The sequence below is a fragment of the Methanofollis sp. W23 genome (genome assembly GCF_017875325.1).
Classification (GTDB): Archaea; Halobacteriota; Methanomicrobia; order Methanomicrobiales; family Methanofollaceae; genus Methanofollis.
The window spans coordinates 2,821,812-2,841,795 of sequence record NZ_JAGGMN010000001.1; the positions used below are offsets into that span (position 1 = coordinate 2,821,812).

Consider the following 19,984-nt stretch of genomic DNA (forward strand, 5'->3'; position numbering starts at 1 on the left):
CGCTCAGGTGGCCGCCTCCCCTCCTCTCTCACTTGTCCTGAGGAGGCGGGAGATGAAGACCCGCGCCCATCCGTAGCCGACGATCCCGCCGAGGACGTTGCCGATGACGATCCCCCACCAGACCCCTGCCTCGCCGAGCCCGAGGGGAAGGGCGAGGAGGTAGGCGAAGACGGCGGTGAAGACGAGGTTGCGCAGCAGACTGAGGACGAGCGAGTTCATCCCCCGCCCGGTCCCCTGGAAGACCGCCCCCGACATGATGCCAGGCGGGGCGAAGGGGTAGAAGAAGCACATCGTCTGGAGGAAGGCGACGATCGCCGGGGCAAGGAGGGCGCTCTCAGGCGAGTAGGTGAAGATGAGGGCGATCACCGGGGCGAAGACCCAGGTGATGGCGCTGACCGCGAGGGCGATCGCCACCCCGAGCCCGACCGAGAAGGTGTGGGCGGTCCTGAGATTTTCAAACCGCCGTGCCCCATAGGAGGCGCCGACGACCGAGACGACCGAGGTCGCGATGGCGATGAGGGGGATGATCGCAAACATCACGACCCGCCACCCAGAGGTGTAGACGGCGACGGCGTCGGTGCCGGCGACATGGACGAGGAGGCCGTTGATGATGATGACGATGATCGACATCAGGAAAAATTCCATGCTTGCCGGGAGCCCGACCTTGAGGATGTCGGTGAAGATCCCCCGGTCAAAGGAAAAGCCCTTCCACGAGAGGGTGACATAGGTGTCCCTCCTGACGAGGAACCAGTAGAGCAGGACGAGGGAGACGAGGGCGACCGAGATGACGGTGGCCCAGGCGGCGCCGGCGATCCCCATCCCGGCCCAGTAGATGAGGATGGGGTCGAGGATCATGTTGACGACTGCAGAGACGGCCATGGCGTACATTGTCCGTCTGGTGTCCCCTTCGGCCCTGAGAACGGCATAGGCGATGTTGGTGAAGAGGATGAAGATCGTCCCAGAGAAGACGATGCTCCCATAGGTCGCCGCCAGGTCAGTGGTCTCGCCGGCGCCCAGGGCGGCGACGATCGGGCCGGCAAGGAGGATGAGCGGGAGGGTCATGACCGCCGAGAGGAGGATGGTCAGGACCATGGCGTGCATGGCCGCACTGTCTGCGCCTGGCTTGTCGTGTGCACCGATCCGGCGGGAGATGGTCGAGGTGACCCCGGCGCCGAGGCCGTTCCCGAGGCCGATGAAGACCATGAAGAGGGGGGTCACGAACCCGACGGCAGCAAGGGCGTTTTTCCCGAGGCCTGCCACCCAGACGGCGTCGACGAGGTTGTAGACCGAGAGGAGGAACATCGCCACGATCATCGGGCCTGAGAGTTTGATGATCGCCTTCTTCGGATCGCCGGTGAGGACGGAGACGCCTCTTGTGGTGCCGGTCTGTTCAGGGTGTTTTGTTTCTGTGGCGTGCATCTTCGTTTTCCTGGGTAATGGTGATACTGTTCCTGGCGATGGTCTGAAGGAGGGTGTAGACGGCGCGCTGCTCCTCGTCGGTGAGCCCGGCGCAGACGTCCTTCTCCCATTCTCGATCGATCCTGATGATCTCAGGGATGATCTCCTCCCCTTTTTTGGTCAGGAAGATCCTGACTGCCCGACGGTCGTCTGGATCGGTGGTCCTGATGATGTGCCCGGTGTCTTCCAGCCTCCGCACCGCCCGTGCGGTGGTGCCTTTGTCGACGTGAAAGCGGCGGGCCAGGGTTTCCTGGGTGACTCCCTGCTGGTGGGCGAGGTGGATGAGGGTGAAGAGTTGCCCTGACGAGAGGCCGAACGCTCTCATCCGTTCGTTGATGATCATGTCGTGGGTTCGGTGGATGACCGAGACGAGGGCCCCGAGTGGTGGCGTTTCCGGGGAGAGGTGCATGAGTATCTCATGGGTGTTGACAGGGGATAATAGTTGCGTACGCAACTAATTTCGCCAGTTTATTTTTAACCCTGGCATGCTACTTTCGCCTGAGGTGCATCATCATGCCTGATGGAGCAAGAGGTCCGCCTGGAAGGGGGCAAGGTCGGCGGGGGGTGCCGCCTGAGAAGTGTGTATGCCCCGCGTGCGGCTGTGAAAAGACAAAGGTCAGGGGCGTGCCCTGCCGGGATACGGCATGCCCGAAGTGCGGGGTGCCGATGATGGGGAAGTGATCGGGATCTGGATAACCTGCGTTGGTACCTCATCTTGTCCTTTTTCTATTTTTGTCCTGGTTCAACGGCCTTGATGTTGCTGTGACCTGCCCTTCAGGGATGGTCTGGTCTTCTCTACGATAGGTATATATATTGAGTGGGGGGAATTCCCCGTCGCTCCGGCTGCTCGCGGCTACCTGAGGAGAGGATGGACGATGACCGAACAGAATACCTATGCCATGGGCTGGGTGCATGAGTACCCTGATGTCAGGGACTACTCTCCAGACCATGAAGCCATTGCACCGCTGCTTGAGAGGACCAGAATCGATCGGTCTTCCCAGGCGAAATTGCCCGCGTCTGTGGACCTTCGGAAGTGGTGCCCTCCGGTTGAGCACCAGAGCAATCTTGGGTCATGTACCGCTCAGGCAGGGGTGACTCTGATTGAGTACTTCGAAAGGAGGGCGTTTGGGAAACATATCGATGCATCGCGGCTGTTCCTCTATAAGACCACACGAAACCTCCTTCACTGGACTGGTGACACCGGGGCCTATCTGAGGACGACGATGGGGGCGATGGTGCTCTTCGGCGTGCCTCCGGAAGAGTACTGGCCCTATAAAATCGCAGATTTCGACAAGGAGCCTCCGGCGTTCTGCTATGCCTTCGGCCAGTCATACCAACCGATCCACTATTACAAACTTGATCCTCCGAACTATACCAAGGAGCAGGCCCTTCAATGGATCCGGGCGCATCTTGCTGCAGGCTTCCCATCGATGTTCGGGTTCACGGTCTACGACTCGATTGAGCAGGCGAATGACGACGGTCTGATTCCCTATCCGTGCAGGAAAGAAAAAGTCCTCGGCGGCCATGCGGTGGTGGCGGTGGGGTACGATGACAACCGGAAGATCAAGAACGCCAACTGCGACGCTGAAACAACCGGGGCACTGCTGATCCGGAACTCCTGGGGGGCGAGGTGGGGCTCGGGCGGCTATGGATGGTTGCCCTATGAGTATGTCCTCAAAGGACTGGCTGTGGACTGGTGGACCCTGATTAAAAGCGAATACATCGACACCGGGATCTTCTGAAGTTTCTCTGGGGGCGTGTCCGGGGAGAAAACCCCGGACTCCCCACAGACAGAAGATAGGTGGGTGCGGCATGATGCTCGACTTCGATTTACGAAGAAAACAGGCAAAAGGCCCCCCACTTTAGTGGGGGGATGAATGCGGTCCTCCGATAATCTTAGTACGCATCAGGCCATATGGCCCCATAATGCGTAAGGCATATCGATATCGGATCTATCCCTCAAAGTTTCAAGTTTCTCTCCTTGAGCAGACGCTTGAGATATGCCGATGGGTCTATAACGATACGCTCGCATTGCGGAAGAACGCCTAGGAAGAGGAACAGCGTTCCATCTCTCTTTATGAGACGAACAAGATCCTGACGCAGTGGAAAAAGGAACGACCTGATCTGAATCAGGTTCATTCTCAGGTTCTCCAGAACGTTCAGATGCGCGTAGATCTTGCCTTCAAAGCATACTTCCGGCGGGTGAAGGCAGGGGAGAACCCCGGGCATCCACGGTTCAAAGGGAGGGATCTGTACGACAGCTTCACATATCCCCAGTATGGGTTCAAACTCGATAGGGGTCGTCTCCATCTCTCGAAGATTGGGGATGTGAAGATCGTTCTCCACCGTCCTGTCGAAGGGACGATCAAGACCCTCACGATCCGACGGTCTTCGACCGGGAAGTGGTATGCCTGCTTCTCGGTCGAGTATGATCCTTCCCCTGCACCGCAGAAGGAGTCAGTAGTCGGGATCGACGTGGGTCTGGAGTCCTTCGCCACCCTCTCGAACGGGGAGAAGATCGAGAACCCCCGGTTCTTCCGCACCGATGAGAAAGCCCTTGCGAAAGCACAGAGAAGACTTTCAAACGCAGAGAAGGGCACTCCCGAACAGAAGAAGGCTAGAAAGATCGTTGTACACATCCACGAACGGATCGCCAACAGACGGCTCAATTTTGCTCATCAGACCTCCCGGAAGGTGGTGGACCGGTTCGGCAGAATTGTATTCGAGGATCTGAATATCATAAAAATGGAGAAAAACCATCATCTGGCGAAAATCATTGCAGATGTTGCCTGGAATATGTTTATCTCGATCACAGGGAACAAAGCGGAAGAGGCTGGCTCACGCGTGATCCTGGTGAACCCCAGAAACACCTCTCAGCAATGGTCCAGATGTGGGATGATCGTCGCAAAGACGCTTTCTGATCGTGTTCACTCCTGCCCGCATTGCGGGTTGGTGATGGATCGCGACCAGAACGCGGCGATCAATATTATGAGATTGGGACTGCAATCTCAGGGGTAACATCCCAGGATGCCCACGACTGAAAGTCGGGGGAGCAGTCACTCCTCGAACGCAAGGATGAGGGTCAAGAATCGATCCAGATCTGAGATGATATTTTCATGCTGTATGCTTGAGGTGTGCTCTCGCTTCATGCAAAATTACTATGAAAGTGGATGAGGCAAGAGCCTCATGCTGAACCGATGAAAACCCACACATTGAATGCTATTTCTGATTTCAATGGGGTTTTCATGGAAAATGATCCTGACGATCCTCTCTTCAGGTTTTGATGAGAGTTTGAACTCCCCATATCTCGTTGAAGCCGGTACGCAGAGGATAGAAAATTCCTCCGCGTGATCGGTCCTCTGCCATCCCCGCCCTATCTTCATCCCTGGGGTCCGGGGGCAGCGCCCCCGGCGCACGGGTGGAGGAAGGCACGTCGATCTGATCGGCCACCCCCTATCACAGGATCTTCACCGCCGTCTTGCGCCGGGGGGTTGCACCCCCCGGACCCCCCGCGGACCGAGGATAGGTGGGGGCGGCAATGGAACAAGGTCTCCATCAAGTCTCCGGTCTTGAAAAGAGGGAGAGTAAGCGACGAGAAATTTCCATCCCCTATGCTTGAGGCATGTTTTCCCCTCATGAAAAATTCTACAAAACCTAAAGATCCGGCTCTGTAGAAATCCTCTTGATGAATCTCTCTGGCGGGGGGCTTGCCGCCCCCCGAACCCCCCGCGACACGATAGGTCGAGGCCGACAATACCCTCTTCAGGGAGTTTGAATATGCCTTCCTGTCCCTATCTTCGTCCCGGGGGTTTGGGGGCCGCGCCCCCGGCCAAAGGGGTAGGAAGGCGGGTGACACACATTCTCCCTGCGATATATGAGGGTTTCTACAAGGCCAAAGATCCCTTTTTTCTCTGCCTTTCAGGTGCACTCCCTGAGCACCAGGGAGACCGGACGATGGTCGCTTGTCCGGGTGCTATTCGTGCAGTTGGCATTGAAGATCTCATATGCTTCATGCTCGACTTTTGTCCTCTCATCGTCGATACGGAGGTTTGAGGTGCCGTCGACAAGCGACCTGCTGAGGAGGATGTGGTCCAGCAGGAGGGGGTTTTTGGATGCAGGGATCCCCAGCACCTCGTCTCGGAACCGTGCCGTCCAGCGGAGATGCGGCGGGTCGACGATCAGTGCGTGGATGAAGAACTGTTCTGCAAGGATCATGTCTCCCTGCAGATTGCTGACGAGATCAAAGAAAAGATAGGCGTTCTCGAAATAATCCTGTCCTGGACCGTCATTGCAGTCGCCCAGAATGACGAGGTGGGGGTGTTCGATCTGGTTGAACTTTGACGTGATGTACTGCCGGACGTTTCTGGCCTCGGTTGCGAGTTTTATCCTGGCCTTGATCGCCTCGTTGACATAGGGGCCGATGAGGTTTCCATCGTCGTCCCGGATTATCCTCTCGCGGTTGATCTTGGATTTGAGATGGACACCGATGAACTCGATCGTCTGATTGTTCCCGGTGTCGTAGGCCAGCACCTGGGGATGGCGGTAATGGGAGTGTTGCATTGCCTCTTCCTGTCCCCAGAAGTGCACCGGCCAGGTTGTTGACGCGGTGAATGCCTGCCAGATCCCTGGTGATTGCAGGGCACACCGGCCTTCAAGCCCTGCCCTGACGAGGAACCAGATCCACTGGGTTCCTTTCTGATGGTATGCACGACTGTTGGGACGTGTACCTTCTCTTTCATGGAGGAGTATCGGACTCCAGCCGTTTTCCAGCACCTCCGATGCGAATGCGATTATTCCTTCTTCTCCTTTCGGTCCCTCTTGCAGGCAGAGGATGTCGGGATCGATCTGGTCGATGGTGTTTTTCACCCTCCCTCTCCGGTTCAGGATGGCTTTTGAGGGTGGATCGGCGATCAGTTTTCCGGCATGCTCGATATTCCATGTGGTGATCTTCAGGGTCATACGCCTCTCTCCCGGTGCAGAATGGTCGGCAATGCTGGTTGATGCACCCGTACGCATACTTAATGGTTCCTGGGGTCTGTGTGGGGAGGGTCATGAGGCCGACCAATATCTTCCATGGCATATGACCTACTTGATATCCGGGTTGACAAACCCGACCGTCATCTGCCCGAGTCCCTCGAAGAACATCTGGACTGCGATCCCGGCGATGACGATCCCAAAGATCCTGACCACGATTTCGAGCCCCTGTTTCCCGAAGAACTGGAGGATATAGTCTGAGGCAAGGTTGCAGAGGGTGATGAGCAGGCAGACAGCCAGGACGACACCGACGGCCGGGAGGAGGAGGGCGTCGTCTGCCAGGGTCTGGTGGCCGTAGAGGACAAGGGCGCTGATCGTGCCGGCGCCCACATAGATCGGGATGACGAGGGGGACGATGACCTTCGGGATCACGGCCTCGGCACGCTTCCAGACTGAGGCGTCGCCCCTGGCAGTGGTGTGGGCATGGGTGCGGTCGGTGTGCGTCCCCGAGAGCATGGAGAAGGCGATGGTGAGCAGGATGATCGCCCCGGCGATCTCGAAGGCCGGGACCGAGATCCCGAAGAACCCGAGGATCCCTGAACCAAAGACCATGCACACCAGCATCGTCCCGACAAGGATCCCCCCGAGGAGGAGGGCGACGGCGTGCCTGATGCGGGTCGAGGAGACGTCTGTGGTGTACATGATGAAGAAGGGGACGTTGCCGACCGGGTTGGCGATGGCGAAGAGGGCGGCGAAGAACGCGGCTGAGAAGGCGCTCGGGTCCATGCCGGCAATAGTGCGCGGGGTTACTTAAGGGCTGTGGGCGGGGGTGGGGGAGGGTGACCCCTGTCTGATGAGTCGCGAGATATAGACCCGCGCCCAGAGGTAGCCGACGATCCCGCCGAGGGTGTTCCCTGCGACGATCCCCCACCAGACCCCTACTTCTCCGAACCCGAGGACGACGCCGAGCACCCAGACGGCAAGGGCGATGAAGACGAGGTTCCTGAGGACCTCGACTGCAAGGGCGAAGAGGCCCTTCCCGGTCCCCTCGAAGACTCCGCCCGACATCATGCCTGGTGCGATGAAGGGGTAGAAGAAGCACATGGTCATGAGGAAGGCGGTGATCCCGCCGGCCAGGTGGGCGCTCTCTGCCGAGTAGGTGAAGATCCAGGCGATGGTGGGGGCGAGGAACCAGGTGAGGAGGGAGAGACCGAGCCCGATGAGGAGGCCTGATTGAACCGCGAACGAGTGGGCGACCCTGAGCCTGTCGTATTTCTTTGCGCCATAGGCTGCGCCCGACACCGAGACGACGGCGATGGACATGGCGATGAACGGGATCAGGGCGAAGAAGACGATCCGCCATCCCCCGGTATAGACGGCGACGGCGTCGGAGCCTGCGGCATGGACAAGAATGCAGTTGATGACGATCCCGGCGATCGACATCAGCACGAATTCAAGGCTTGCAGGGATCCCGACCGCGAGGATGTCGATGGCCGTGTGCCTCTCAGGGGAGAAGTGCCACCGGTCGATGGCGACATAGGTCTCCTTTTTCACGAGGGACCAGTACAGGAGAAGGACACAGACGGCGGCCATCGAGATGATCGTCGCCCAGGCCGCCCCTGCGATGCCCATGCCGGCGCCATAGATGAGGATGGGGTCGAGGACGATGTTGAGGACTGCGGACCCGGCGCAGGCGTACATCGTCTTCTGCGTGTTCCCTTCGGCGGTGAAGATGGCATAGAGCACGTCGGCAAAGAGGATGAACACGGCCCCGGCAAAGACGATGCGGCCGTACTCGACGGCATATCCCGCGGTTTCCCCGGCACCGAGGGCGAGGACGAGGGGTTCGATGAAGAGGAGGAGGGCGGGGGTGACGACCGTCGAGAGGATCAGGATGATGGCGATGCCGTGCATCGCGGCATTGTCTGCCCCAACTTTATCTCCCGCCCCGATCCGTCGTGAGACGGCCGAGGTGACGCCGGCCCCAAGACCGCTCCCAAGCCCGATGAAGATCATGAAGATGGGGGTGATGAACCCGACGGCGGCAAGGGCGTCGTCGCCGAGTCCTGAGACCCATACGGCGTCGGCAAGGTTGTAAACTGCCTGGAAGAGCATGGCGATCATGATCGGTCCGCCTATCTTCCAGATGGCACGTTTGGGGTCGCCGGTGAGAACGGCGACACCTTCGGTGATCATGTTCTGGTGGCCGGCCGGTTCCTGGTCCTGGTCGGGGGTGATGGGGAGTTCTGTCATATCATACCTTTTAGAATATCTGGGGGTCTGGAAGAAGGGTGATCATGCCCTTTCTGAGTGCTCCGGGGGTCTCTGGATAGGAGCGGATAATGTTGCTTTCTGTGCAGATAATGGTGCCGACATATGGTCTCTCATGACTCTGTAGAAACCCTTATAGTCCTGTGAAGGGCGGCCTTTTCTCTTTGAATCTAGGGGTTGCACCCAGAATCCCCGCCACACGAGAGTGTCGAGGGTGGCCAATCTCTCTTCAAGTCCACTGATTATGCTTTCCCTGCCCTATCTTTATCCCGGCGGTCTGGGGGGCAGCGCCCCCGGCCAGAGGGAGGAAGGGGGGTGCATCACGCTCGTACTAAGAAAAGATGAGGGTTTCTACAAAGTCCGCCCAGGAATAAAGCGTGCTCTCTTTTCATGCGCATGTCGTATGGGGTTTTCAGGAGATCACGTCCAGGAGAGGTCATCTAACATGGCCGATAAGACCGGGTGCACCAGATCAGGGGGACGATAGCGATCATTATAGGGATGAAAAATAATTCTCCCGTCATTTTGGTCGGGAAATCGTATGCCGTCCCAGAATTGCGGTTCATTATCGTTCTTTCTAAATATTTATATATCGGCAATTTGAAACACTCTACTAACCAAATGTCGTATCTCTTTGAGATTGCTCTTATTGTTATCCTTATTGTGCTCAATGGCATCTTTGCGATGTCTGAATTCGCAATCGTCTCGGCCAAAAAGGTCAGACTCCAGCAACGTGCAGAAAAAGGGGATACTGGATCTGCTGCGGCCCTTGCACTTGCAGAACAGCCGACGACGTTCCTCTCGACGATCCAGATCGGGATCACCCTCGTGGGGATCCTTGCCGGTGCTTTTGGTGGGGCGACGGTTGCGGCGGGCATCGTCCCCTTCTTCCAGGAGGTCCCTGCCCTGGCCCCCTACAGCCAGGTGCTGAGCATCACCCTGGTGGTCCTGGCCATCACCTACCTGACCCTGATCTTCGGGGAACTCGTCCCCAAGCGCATCGCCCTCAACAAGACCGAGGAGATCGCCTCGGTCGTGGCACGCCCGATGCACATCCTCTCGGTCGTCGCCACACCGGTCGTCTTCGTGCTCACCTGTTCGACCGAGGCGGTGCTCAAGGTCATGGGGATCAGAGACTCTGCAGAGCCCCCGGTCACCGAGGAGGAGATCAAGATCATGCTCGAGGAGGGGGCCGAGGCCGGGGTCTTTGAGCGGTCTGAGTTGAGTATGGTGGAAGGCATCTTCGACCTCGACGACCGGCGGGTCGAGTCCCTGATGACGCCCCGCCCCCATGTCGTCGCCCTCGACCTTGATGACTCAGATGCCGAGAACGTGAAGACGATGATCCAGAGCGGGCGCTCCAGGTTCCCGGTCTATGAAGGGGATCAGGAGAACATCATCGGCATGGTCTCGGTGAAGAACGTGCTGGCAAAGATGGAGGAGGGCACCTCGCCGGCGATCAGGGCAGCCATGACAGAACCCTTCTTTGTCCCTGAGGGTCTTCAGGTCCTGAAACTCATCGAGTCGTTCAAGCAGACCGGGTTGAATATTGCCCTGGTCACTGACGAGTACGGGAGTGTGCAGGGGCTTGTCACCCTCCATGATGTGTTGGAGGCGATCGTGGGCGACGTCCGTACCCTCAGGGAACGGGCAGAGGTACCGGTGGTCGTCAGGGAGGACGGGTCGTGGCTGATCGATGGGAGCACCGCGATCGAGAATGTGAAGGACGTGCTCTCGGTGGAGGTCTTCCCTGGAGAAGAGGAGGGGCGCTACCACTCGATTGCCGGGCTGATCATGTATGTCCTGGAGCGGATCCCGCGGACCGGGGATTACATCGAACTGGACGACCTGCGCTACGAGGTGGTGGACATGGACGGCAACCGCGTGGACAAGGTGCTGGTCACCCCGCTCCCCCCCGACCCTGCGCCGACGGCATAGGCCTCCTGGCGGATCAGGAGATGGGGGTGAGAGGGGGGTCTTCGATTTTTTTTGACTTGTGAGAAAGTTTTGGCTCTGTTGGACCCCTCACAAATTTTTGATGTGACTGTAACTCAATTGCCTTCCCACATATATCGCGCCGGGAGGGCACCCCCGGATAAAGATAGGGCTGGGAAGGCACAATAGACGAACATGTGGGGGTGCAACCCTCCCTCTGCCAAAAAAGAGATATCCAGAGGATTTCTACAGAGCCCGCGTCCTCTTCTCCTGGCCTTGGAGGTGACGGGATCCACACACTTCGCCGCCCCTCGGTTGTCGTCGCCGTGGGGGGTCCCGCGAGAGAGCAGAGTAAAGTTTCTCGTCCTTCTATGGGAGCGACCTGTCTGATCGACGTGCCTTCCCGCACCTTCGTGCCAGGGCAGGTGCTGCCCTGGCCTCCAGGATCAAGATAGGGCGGGGAAAGCAGAGGCTCGATCATTCAGGAAATGTATCTGCGATCTGTGTATCATTCTTGAAGGGGTCAGGTGGATTCAAATCATTATGGAAACCTGGAGAGATGATCTTCAGGATTATTTTCATGGAGGTCATCCCTCCACTCTTCATCCATATCTCCCTCGAAGATAGCGATGAATGATAGTGGGGACCGCCTCCTCCTTTCTCCATGACATAACCACGCATTCGGTGCCTTCCCATACCCTCGCGCCGGGGGCGCGTGCCCCCCGCACCCCCGGGATCAAGAGAGAACAGGGACGGCAGAGGGAAATCATGAAGACAGGACGCGGTCTTCCATCAGTTTTCGTTCTGGGGGTCAGGGGGCGGCACGCCCCCTGGGCGGATTTTCGAGTGCGAGATGGGGGAGAAGGGCGGTTGAGATGTGCTCCCGCCAGAATTGGTTTAGGATCTTCTGGACTGTTATCCAGGACCATTTCCGCGGGAGCGTGGGGATCTCATGATGGCACAGGCTCTCTCCCAATGCATTCAGAGAAAAGTTCGGAATTTGGACCGAAAGTCGGAATGCTGCTATGGGGATTCGAACCCCAGTCGCAGGAGTGAGAGTCCTGCATGATTGGCCGGTCTACACTATAGCAGCGTGGTGCACACACTTGTGCGTCTATTATGTCTACGTGTGCGCTATATAACGATTTCCCTTCCTGCGCCCTGATCGCCCCTCCTGAGGACTCGGAGACGGTGGCGGGCGCAGAGCGCTGGCCGCCATCACAATCCTCATGTAGTCTTCTGACAGACTTATGAGGAATGAGTGGTCTTGAAGATCAGATCAAAGAGATCGAGGATGAGATCCAGCGGACGTCCTATAACAAGGCCACCTCCAAACACATCGGTCGCCTGAAGGCGAAAGTTGCCAAGATGAAGGAGGAAGCCGTTCAGCGGGCGATGAGTTCTGCCGGCGGCGGCGAAGGCTATTCAGTCAAGAAGTCAGGGGACGGGACAGTCGTGCTTGTCGGCTTCCCGTCGGTGGGGAAGTCCACTCTCCTCAACCGGCTCACCGGCAAGGAGAGCGAGATTGCAGCCTATGCCTTCACCACCCTCACGGTCGTGCCTGGTGTCCTTGAGCACAAGGGGGCGAAGATCCAGATCCTCGATATCCCTGGGCTCATTGCCGGTGCGGCGATGGGCAAGGGGCGTGGCAAGGAAGTGATCGCCGTCGTCCGGAGTGCCGACCTGATCCTTCTTCTTGGTGATGTCTATAATGGCAAACACCTCGACGTCCTGATGCGTGAACTCTATGATGCCGGTATCAGGATCAACAGGCCAAAGCCCGACATCACCATTAAGAAGGCTTCAAGCGGGGGTATCAGGCTCAACTATGTTGGGAGAGAATCTCTCGACCTCGACGAGGTCCGCTCGATCCTTGCCGAGAACAAGATCAACAATGCCGACGTCCTCATCCGCGGCGATGTCACGCAGGACGACTTCATCGACGCCATGATCGGCAACCGGGTCTATGTCCCGGCCTTTGCCGCGGTCAACAAGGTCGACCTTGTCGATGACGAGATGAGGAAGGAGGTCAAGGAGACGGTCACCGGGCGCTTTGGTGAAGAGCCCTATATGATCTCGGCCCACTCAGGATATAATGTCGAGGAACTGAAGGACGCGATCTATGACCACCTTGGGTTCATGCGCCTGTACATGAAACCCCTGGGTGGCAAGGCGGATATGGAAGAACCCCTCATCGTCAGGTCCGGCTCAACGGTCGAGGAAGTCTGTCAGCGGCTCCACCGCGACTTTGTCGACAAGTTCAAGTACGCCAAGGTCTGGGGGAACTCGGTCAAGCACGATGCCCAGCGGGTCGGTCTCCAGCATGTCCTTGCCGACGAGGACATCATCACGATCGTCTCGCGGTTCTGAATATTTCTGAAAAATTTTTCATATTTTTGTGGCGTGTGCGGATCGTTGTGCGGTCTCGTAGTCTCTCCTTATGATGGACACTGTAGAAATCCTCAGGATAGCAATCTCTGCGGCGAGCCCGTCACTCGAAGACCTGAGAGTTATCTCATGTTCGCTCAGGTCGTCCACTGATCCTCCTCGTGCGAAGAGAGATGGTGTCCGGTGGAAACGAGCGCGAGCGAGTTTGAGAATATTTCGGCTCTGTAGATACCCCCATAGATCTGTCAGAGCGGTCTTCTGATCCCGTGCGGTCTCGCCTCGATCGCGCTGGGGGTTTCGCCGCCGGGCATTTGAGAGATCTTCTCATCTTCGCTTCGCTCACACCCGCCACATGGATGAATGGGGTCGAGGATAACAACCTCTCGTCATCTACGTCCGCCCTCTGCCTTCCTGGTCCATCTTCCTCCGGGGCTCGGGGGGGCAGCGCCCCCTGCGCGAGCATGGGAATACGAAGTCTTTGAGGGAGCCTTTGACGTGAGGAGGGAGAGGGCACCCAGATATATCGATCTATGAGGGATTCTACAAAGCCTGAAGATAATTCAGTCATACGAGCTTAGAACTCATCAGAGATGATCGTGGAGAGATCAGATCGTCTCTTGTTAAACTCTATTTTGCGGTGAATGTCTGTTCACTGGCCACTCACATCGTCAGGGTGTGCGGCCCTCTGGGGATGTTTTCCCTTCCTATTTCCTTATATTTGGTGTGAATGGAGTGATCGCGGGATTTTTTTCAATTTTAAAAGGCTTATGTTCCTTGAAATCCTCAGGATGAATATATATGATCATATCCCATGGGTATGGGGTTTAATATGCGCGGAATGATAAATCGGATCGGTCTATGGCTATCAAAAGAGAAAAAATGTCAGAGAGATGAGTACTCTCAGGGATATATTATAGATGCTCGTTTAGGAGAGAGTTTCGTTTTCGATGTCCTTGGCATCCGTTATGAGGTCTATGAGGAAAACACCTCTTCTGACTATCTGCATTTCCATGGCCATGCGATCAAAATAGAAAATAGTGAAAAGAGCGTTACTCAATCGGTGTCGTGTCTGAAAAACTGGATAGATAATTCTCTTCTTCCTCAGGGGAGTAAAGTCGGGCTGGATACGCTTTCCGTTTATATCTCCTATCCTGCTGAAAAAGTGTCGGATGAGATCAGAAATTTATGTAATCATGAGGGCATCGGTGTCCTGCTCTGTATCAAGGATGAAGATGAATATTTCATAGACGAAGTTATCGAGCCAAAACAGATTGATCTGTGTAGGGGGTATAATTATGCGATCTCCCATACACAGCAGAGGTCACCGGGTAATTTTGAGAGCCATCTCAGAGCCAGGCCATGTTTGTACGAAGTGTTCAACAAGAGACCAGATCTTTTGTTTGATGCTTTCATACGCCCTAAACAGAAACAATATTATAATGATCTAGGTTTTGGTCATGTCTTTGACGTTTTAAAGAATAATGAGAGTAAAAAGGCCCTGAAGTACCTTTGTGAAGGGATTCGCCAGAACAGTTCCCCCTGTAACTGGGAGACAAGGGGGAGGAAGTACAATGAAAACACGATCTGGATCTCACGGCCAGGATCTCAACATCCGACCGTTACGATCCGCACAACATCACGCTATATTGTCCTTACTGTGGGGGAATCGAGTGTGTACCGGGTCTGGTCTGAGCAGAATGTTAAGAAAATTGAGGACTCTCGTCTTGTAGAAGTCGGCGGGATTGACCGGGTTCTAGAGAAAGTCGTCTATCCACTCTTCACCTGAGTGGGATTGCACTTTCTCTCTCTGATGGCTTCAGAGGGGATTCATTTTTTTTGTTGAATTCTTTTTCTGGAGGGAAAGAGGGAGATGCGTATGTCTCTGTAGTCCTGTGAAGGATTGGTGGGGAAAGGAGCACCCTCTTTAGAATTATTTCTCGGTGTTCTCCCCCTTCACCGCCGCCTCGACCACTTCGAGCGGGGCCTCGGTCTTCACCCCGGTTCCGAGATAATGCGTCCGCGTCGCCGCATACCCGGCCTCCCGCACCCGCTGGAGCATCACCTCCATCGACGGCGGCGAGGTCCGCAGCCGCTTGGCCACCTTGTGGTAGTCGTAGAACGACGAGGTCGGGAGTTCGGTCCTGAGGAGGGGGAGGAGACGCCCGAGATAGGAGGCGGTGCCGAGGCTCATCGTCGGGAGGAGGGCCTCCATCTCTTCGAGGAGGGGGAGGTCGTTGATCGCCCCGAGCCAGAGGGGGCCGACCGGGGTGAGGGCCGCCCCGCAGCGCGGGCAGGTCCGGTCTTCAGGGAACATCCCTGGGTGTTCAGCGCGGTAGAAGCAGTGCGGACACTGGAGAAGATACCCGATCCGGCCGCGGGTCTCCTCGGCGGCGCTGACCTTGGGCACCACCCGCAGGTGGAGGCGGACAAAGTGCTCGTGGGCAAAGCAGAAGAGGGGCCGCACCCCGCGGTCGTACTTGATCATCTGGCGCGCCGCAAACCCGAGGAGCACCCGCAGCCCCACCTCGCCATGGTACTCGGTGTTCATCGGCCGCGCCCAGTAGCGGCGCATCCCTGCCTTGAGGTGGGCGCCGCAGAGCGGGGCGGTGTCGGTGGCGGTGATGCAGAGGAACCGCCGTGCGCTCCGGCACCCTGAGTCGGTGAAGGGCGCCGGCGTCCCGAAGGGGTCGAGGTCCACGCAGTCGAACCGGCGACTGCTCATCAGGGCGTTGGCGTCCTGACAGGTCACCTCGGCGTCGAGACCCAGGTCCTCGACATTGGCCCTGATCTCTGCCGCCGCCGCAGGGTCGAGGTCGTTGATGGTGGCATGGACCCCAGTCTCGTGTGCGACCCGTAGCCCGCGCACTCCGGTCGCCCCCATCGCATCGAGATACTCGGAAGGGCGGACCGCCGAGAGGAAGAGGACGGTGGCGTCCCGGTTCGCCTCCATCCTTGGATTGTAGAAAATGGGGGCTGACCCCGGGGGGAACTGCGTGTTCGTATCCTGGACCGGTGCATAAAATGACGTCTTTCCCTCGGTGACCCGTACTCTCTCCATTGCGGCAGAGAGGTGACCTCTCAAAACCTTAATACCTTCCTGGCACCAACATCTATAGGCACTGAGGGCTTGTGGCCTAGCCAGGATAGGGCGTCAGCCTCCTAAGCTGAATACCAGGGGTTCGAATCCCCTCAAGCCCGCTCGATTTTATCGCTGCGATTGTATTCGCAGTCTTGGATATCTTTATTGCGCCGTCGGCCAGATCTCCAGTCGTGAGATCATGCACCGAATACTTCCGGTCCTTATCCTTGGTGCGGCCCTCCTCGTTGCGGGGTGCACCACCGTAGACGGACCCGCCCCTCCGATCGAGGGTGCGTCGGCGGAGAATGATCCCGGCTTTGCCGGGTATTATCTGTCCGAGCCCCTGAAGGTCACGCCGTCGGCACCGCAGTACCCCCTCCCCCTTGACCCCGAGAATATTACGAACTGGGACGAGGTCGTCGCCGCCCTCGACCTCGGCGAGGGGGAGCAGGCCCTCCTCAAGGAGCACGGGTTTGTCGTCGCCGCCTACCCGTTCGGCCCAGAAAGCCAGATCGTCAGGCCGTACAGGACGCTTGGCGAGCATGACGTCCCGCTCTTCCTCTCCTCTGACACCCTCTACCATCTCTATCATGCCCAGTTCGACGACACCCTCTGCCGGATCGAGATGGACGCCCTCGCAGGCGACCTCCTGGCTCTCGACACCGCTCTGCTCAACGCCTCAGAGGGAGCCTATCGGCAGAGTTCTGGCGAGGCGAAGGAGGCGGCCAGGTTGAACATGGGCTACTATGCCGTGGCCGTCGCCCTCCTCGACCCTTCAGCCCACCCTGTCCCGGCCGAGGTCCGTGACGAGGCCGCGGCCGAACTCGCCCTCATCGAGGGGCAGGCCGGGCTTGCGCCCTCGCCTCTCTTTTCGTACACCGAGGACTACACCCAGTACCGCCCACGCGGCCACTACACGAAGTCAGAGGAATTGGAACACTATTTCCAGGCGATGATGTGGCACGGACGGATGCCCTTCCTCCTCAACGCCACCCGCGAGGTCAGTGAGGAGGAGGCGCGCGTCCAGACCGCGGCCGCCGCCCAGACCTCGGCACTCCTCGTCGCCGACCCTGACCTGAAGGCGCACTGGGACCGCGTCTATGAGGTCACCTCCTTCTATGTCGGCTACGCGGACGACCTCGGGCCCGCGGACTATATCGCCGCGATGGAACGGCTCTTCGGCGAGGCGAAGCAGACCCTCGCTCCTGACGAGGTCGAAGCACTCAGGCAGGAACTCCTGACCCTGGCGCCGCCGACGATCTACAGCGGGACCGGCTACCAGATTGTCGGGTCGCCTGAAGAGGCGCGGGCGGTGCTCAACGCCACCATGGGCTTCAGGTTCATGGGCCAGCGTGCCGTCCCCGACTCGTACGTCTTCTCAGAACTTGTCTTTCCGTACACCGGCACGTTCAACGGGACCGGTGCGCCCTTCACCATGATCGACGAGGAAAGGAGCATTCCGACCGGCCTGGACCTGATGGCCCTCCTCGGCTCAGACCGGGGCCGCGCTCTCCTGGACGAGGGCGGGGACAGCGCCTACATGAACTATGCTACGATCTATGGCAGGCTTGAGGAGGACCTTGCCGCGCGCAACGAGACCGAGTGGCACCAGACCCTCTACTGGGCCTGGCTGGACTCGCTCCGCCCGCTCCTCGTCGAGTTCGGGGAAGGCTACCCGACCTTCATGCAGACCCGGGCCTGGCAGGAGAAAGAACTCACCACTTCGCTTGCCTCATGGACCGAACTCCGCCACGACACCCTCCTCTATGCCAAGCAGAGTTATACCCTCGCTAAGGGTGGTGTGCGGCTCCCCCTTGAGACGCCAGAGATCCCGGGTTATGTCGAGCCGGTCCCGGAGGCCTACCACCGCCTCGCCGCCCTCAACGCCATGACCGCCGACGGGCTCTTTGACCTCGGCGTCCTTGACCCCGACGCAGAGCACCGGCTCAGCGCCCTTGGCGAGGTGATCGACCGGTTCACCGCCCTCTCGATGAAAGAACTCGAAGGCGTCCCCCTCACCGCCGATGACCATGCCTTCATCAGGGGCGCCGCCGAGACCCTCGACGGCCTTGTTCTCGGCCTTGAGGAACAGACGACTCTGGTCGCCGACGTGCACTCAGACCCGTACGATGACATCGTCCTCGAAGAGGGCGTGGGGTACGTCGACCTCATCGTCGTCGCCTGTCCCGCTTCAGACGGCGAGGCCACTCTCTGCGCCGGTCCGGTCCTCTCGTACTACGAGTTCACGCACCCGCTCGACGACCGCCTCACCGACGAGGCATGGATGCAGATGCTCAGGGACGATCCCCCGCCCAGGCCCTGGTGGACCGCCGGGTATGCGGCGGTGGCGTGAGGTGCGTTCCTTCCTGACCGGGGTGGGGCGCCTCGTCGTCGTCAGGTGAGTGGGATTGAAATACCTCTCCCGCTCACCTTTTTTCCAGCATGCACGGCTATCTTGCGATCACCCGCCCGGTCAACTCGGTCGTCGCCGGGCTCGCCGGGGTGCTCGGTTACCTCATCGCCACCGGCACGGTCAGGCCTGAGGCGGCGTTCCTCATCGGGATCATCGCCCTTGTCACCGCCGCAGGCAACACCATCAACGACTACTGCGACGCCGAGATCGACGCCGTCAACCGCCCTGACCGCCCCGTACCTTCGGGTGCGGTCTCCAGGCGCGGGGCGCTCGTCTATGCCGCGCTCCTCTTTACCGGCGGCGTCGTCCTGGCGTTCTTCACCAACGTTCTCTGTCTTGGGATCGCCGTCTTCAACTCGGTGCTCCTGGTGCTCTACGCCGTGCGCCTCAAGGGTACTCCCTTTCTTGGCAACCTCGCCGTCGCCTACCTCTCGTCCTCGATCTTCCTCTTCGGCGGGGCGCTCGCCGGGCCCGCGGGGCTTGCCGCCAACCTCCCGGTGGCAGGGGTCACCCTCCTCGCCATGCTTGCCCGCGAGGTGCTCAAAGACGCCGAGGACGTCGAGGGCGACCGCGCCGGCGGGGCCCGGACTCTCCCGATGATCCTCGGGGTGCCCAGGTCGGTCGGGCTTGCCCTCGGCTTCGCCCTTGCGGCCGCCGTCCTCTCGATGCTCCCGGTCTTCCGGTGGTGGGGCCTCCCGTACCTCCTTGCCATCGGCGCCCTCAACCTTCTCGTCTTCGTCAGGTCGGCGGGGGTGCGCGAGTGCGCCACGCCGGCCTGTGTCCGCGACTCCCGCGTCACCTCGACCCTGAAGAAAGGGATGTTCCTCTCGTTGCTGGTCTTCACCGCCGCCGCGGTGATATACTGAACCTGAAAAAAATCAAAAAATATCCCACCTTTTCGATCCAGTCCCGCAATGTGGACAGGCGGGTGAAAAATAATTTATACCGGCTGGTGATCTCTTCCTCAAAAATATAAACAAACCGAAACCTTTTCTTCTCTCGCACGGTATGATCGTGTGGAGAGCATGAAGGTCTATCAGCGCGGGGACACCTATATTGCACCAAAAGGATCTTTTTTTGACGGAAATATCTATATCCCTGGAAATTTTATCGTCCCTGCTGAGACGCATATCTGGGGCCGCCTCGATGTCGACGGCTGTCTCGAACTCGGGCCTCTCTCGACCGTCGGCGACGACGTCACCTGCGGCTCAGGGGTCATCGGTCCAGGGGTGCGGATCAAGGGGGTGCTCTCGTCGGCCGGCACGCTCACCATCTCTGACCGGGCGGAGATCCATGGCGTCAATGCCCAGGGGGACATCATCCTCAGGCCAGGGGCGGACGTCGGCGAGGTGAGGAGCGAGGCCACCATCTATGTCTACGGCAAGATCGCCTCGACCAAACTCACTGGCAAGAACGTGAAGGTGATGGGGAATTAGCGGCAGATCCCCTGCCTCAATGATCAGTAC

At 58.5% G+C, this 19,984-nt stretch carries 16 protein-coding genes and 2 tRNA genes; 9 read left to right on the plus strand and 9 right to left on the minus strand.

Features of this window, described 5'->3' with window-relative positions; genetic code table 11:
• Nucleotides 1-3: 3 nt before the first annotated feature.
• Nucleotides 4-1,419, minus strand: coding sequence for an MATE family efflux transporter (locus J2129_RS12385; protein WP_209631151.1), 1,416 nt, complete (start codon nucleotides 1,417-1,419; stop codon nucleotides 4-6).
• Nucleotides 1,391-1,867, minus strand: coding sequence for a MarR family transcriptional regulator (locus tag J2129_RS12390; protein ID WP_209631152.1), 477 nt, complete (start codon nucleotides 1,865-1,867; stop codon nucleotides 1,391-1,393). The genes J2129_RS12385 and J2129_RS12390 overlap by 29 nt, the downstream gene beginning before the upstream one ends.
• Nucleotides 1,868-2,333: 466 nt before the next feature.
• Here J2129_RS12390 and J2129_RS12395 point away from each other — a divergent pair, with 466 nt between their 5' ends.
• Nucleotides 2,334-3,200 (plus strand): C1 family peptidase, encoded by an 867-nt coding sequence (locus J2129_RS12395; RefSeq protein ID WP_209631153.1) that lies wholly within the window; start codon nucleotides 2,334-2,336, stop codon nucleotides 3,198-3,200.
• A 325-nt stretch (nucleotides 3,201-3,525) separates the two neighbouring features.
• A complete protein-coding gene (locus J2129_RS12405) occupies nucleotides 3,526-4,476 on the plus strand; it encodes a transposase (protein WP_348632343.1) in 951 nt (316 codons plus the stop codon).
• Between the two features lie 900 nt (nucleotides 4,477-5,376).
• On the opposite strand, the gene J2129_RS12410 is transcribed toward J2129_RS12405, so the two are convergent.
• The 3 genes from J2129_RS12410 to J2129_RS12420 form a co-directional block, all read right to left on the minus strand.
• The gene (locus J2129_RS12410) at nucleotides 5,377-6,417 is read right to left on the minus strand and encodes a hypothetical protein (protein ID WP_209631156.1); all 1,041 of its coding nucleotides are present in this window, start codon (nucleotides 6,415-6,417) and stop codon (nucleotides 5,377-5,379) included.
• 126 nt (nucleotides 6,418-6,543) lie between these two features.
• Nucleotides 6,544-7,218 carry a MarC family protein gene (locus tag J2129_RS12415; protein WP_209631157.1) on the minus strand — a complete coding sequence of 225 codons (675 nt, stop codon included), beginning with the start codon at nucleotides 7,216-7,218 and terminating at the stop codon, nucleotides 6,544-6,546.
• A 24-nt stretch (nucleotides 7,219-7,242) separates the two neighbouring features.
• Nucleotides 7,243-8,685 (minus strand): MATE family efflux transporter, encoded by a 1,443-nt coding sequence (locus tag J2129_RS12420; protein WP_209631158.1) that lies wholly within the window; start codon nucleotides 8,683-8,685, stop codon nucleotides 7,243-7,245.
• 639 nt (nucleotides 8,686-9,324) lie between these two features.
• Between J2129_RS12420 and J2129_RS12425 the strand changes: the two genes are divergently transcribed.
• A complete protein-coding gene (locus J2129_RS12425; RefSeq protein ID WP_209631159.1) occupies nucleotides 9,325-10,641 on the plus strand; it encodes a hemolysin family protein in 1,317 nt (438 codons plus the stop codon).
• A gap of 474 nt (nucleotides 10,642-11,115) precedes the next feature.
• Here the strand turns inward: J2129_RS12425 and J2129_RS12430 are convergent, their stop codons facing one another.
• Together J2129_RS12430 and J2129_RS12435 are read right to left on the minus strand one after the other, a co-directional pair.
• Nucleotides 11,116-11,304, minus strand: coding sequence for a hypothetical protein (locus J2129_RS12430; protein WP_209631160.1), 189 nt, complete (start codon nucleotides 11,302-11,304; stop codon nucleotides 11,116-11,118).
• A 352-nt stretch (nucleotides 11,305-11,656) separates the two neighbouring features.
• A tRNA-Glu gene (locus J2129_RS12435) sits at nucleotides 11,657-11,731 on the minus strand.
• Nucleotides 11,732-11,895: 164 nt separating this feature from the next.
• On the opposite strand from J2129_RS12435, the gene J2129_RS12440 reads away from it, so the two are divergent.
• Entirely contained in the window at nucleotides 11,896-13,008 is a 1,113-nt protein-coding gene (locus tag J2129_RS12440; RefSeq protein WP_209631161.1) for a GTP-binding protein, read from the plus strand.
• 18 nt (nucleotides 13,009-13,026) lie between these two features.
• On the opposite strand, the gene J2129_RS12445 is transcribed toward J2129_RS12440, so the two are convergent.
• Nucleotides 13,027-13,176, minus strand: coding sequence for a hypothetical protein (locus J2129_RS12445; protein ID WP_209631162.1), 150 nt, complete (start codon nucleotides 13,174-13,176; stop codon nucleotides 13,027-13,029).
• 667 nt (nucleotides 13,177-13,843) lie between these two features.
• Between J2129_RS12445 and J2129_RS12450 the strand changes: the two genes are divergently transcribed.
• On the plus strand, nucleotides 13,844-14,812 hold the full coding sequence (locus J2129_RS12450; protein WP_209631163.1) for a hypothetical protein: 969 nt from the start codon (nucleotides 13,844-13,846) through the stop codon (nucleotides 14,810-14,812).
• A 144-nt stretch (nucleotides 14,813-14,956) separates the two neighbouring features.
• On the opposite strand, the gene J2129_RS12455 is transcribed toward J2129_RS12450, so the two are convergent.
• A complete protein-coding gene (locus J2129_RS12455) occupies nucleotides 14,957-16,084 on the minus strand; it encodes a tRNA (guanine(10)-N(2))-dimethyltransferase (RefSeq protein ID WP_209631164.1) in 1,128 nt (375 codons plus the stop codon).
• Nucleotides 16,085-16,149: 65 nt separating this feature from the next.
• On the opposite strand from J2129_RS12455, the gene J2129_RS12460 reads away from it, so the two are divergent.
• From J2129_RS12460 to J2129_RS12475, 4 genes are all read left to right on the plus strand, one after another.
• Nucleotides 16,150-16,224 (plus strand) — tRNA-Arg (locus J2129_RS12460).
• 80 nt (nucleotides 16,225-16,304) lie between these two features.
• Complete coding sequence (locus tag J2129_RS12465) at nucleotides 16,305-18,458, plus strand: DUF3160 domain-containing protein (protein WP_209631165.1); 2,154 nt, start codon at nucleotides 16,305-16,307, stop codon at nucleotides 18,456-18,458.
• An 89-nt stretch (nucleotides 18,459-18,547) separates the two neighbouring features.
• Entirely contained in the window at nucleotides 18,548-19,384 is an 837-nt protein-coding gene (locus J2129_RS12470) for a geranylgeranylglycerol-phosphate geranylgeranyltransferase (RefSeq protein WP_209631166.1), read from the plus strand.
• Nucleotides 19,385-19,543: 159 nt separating this feature from the next.
• Nucleotides 19,544-19,954, plus strand: a complete 411-nt coding sequence (locus J2129_RS12475; protein WP_209631167.1) for a polymer-forming cytoskeletal protein — start codon at nucleotides 19,544-19,546, stop codon at nucleotides 19,952-19,954.
• Nucleotides 19,955-19,984: the final 30 nt, after the last annotated feature.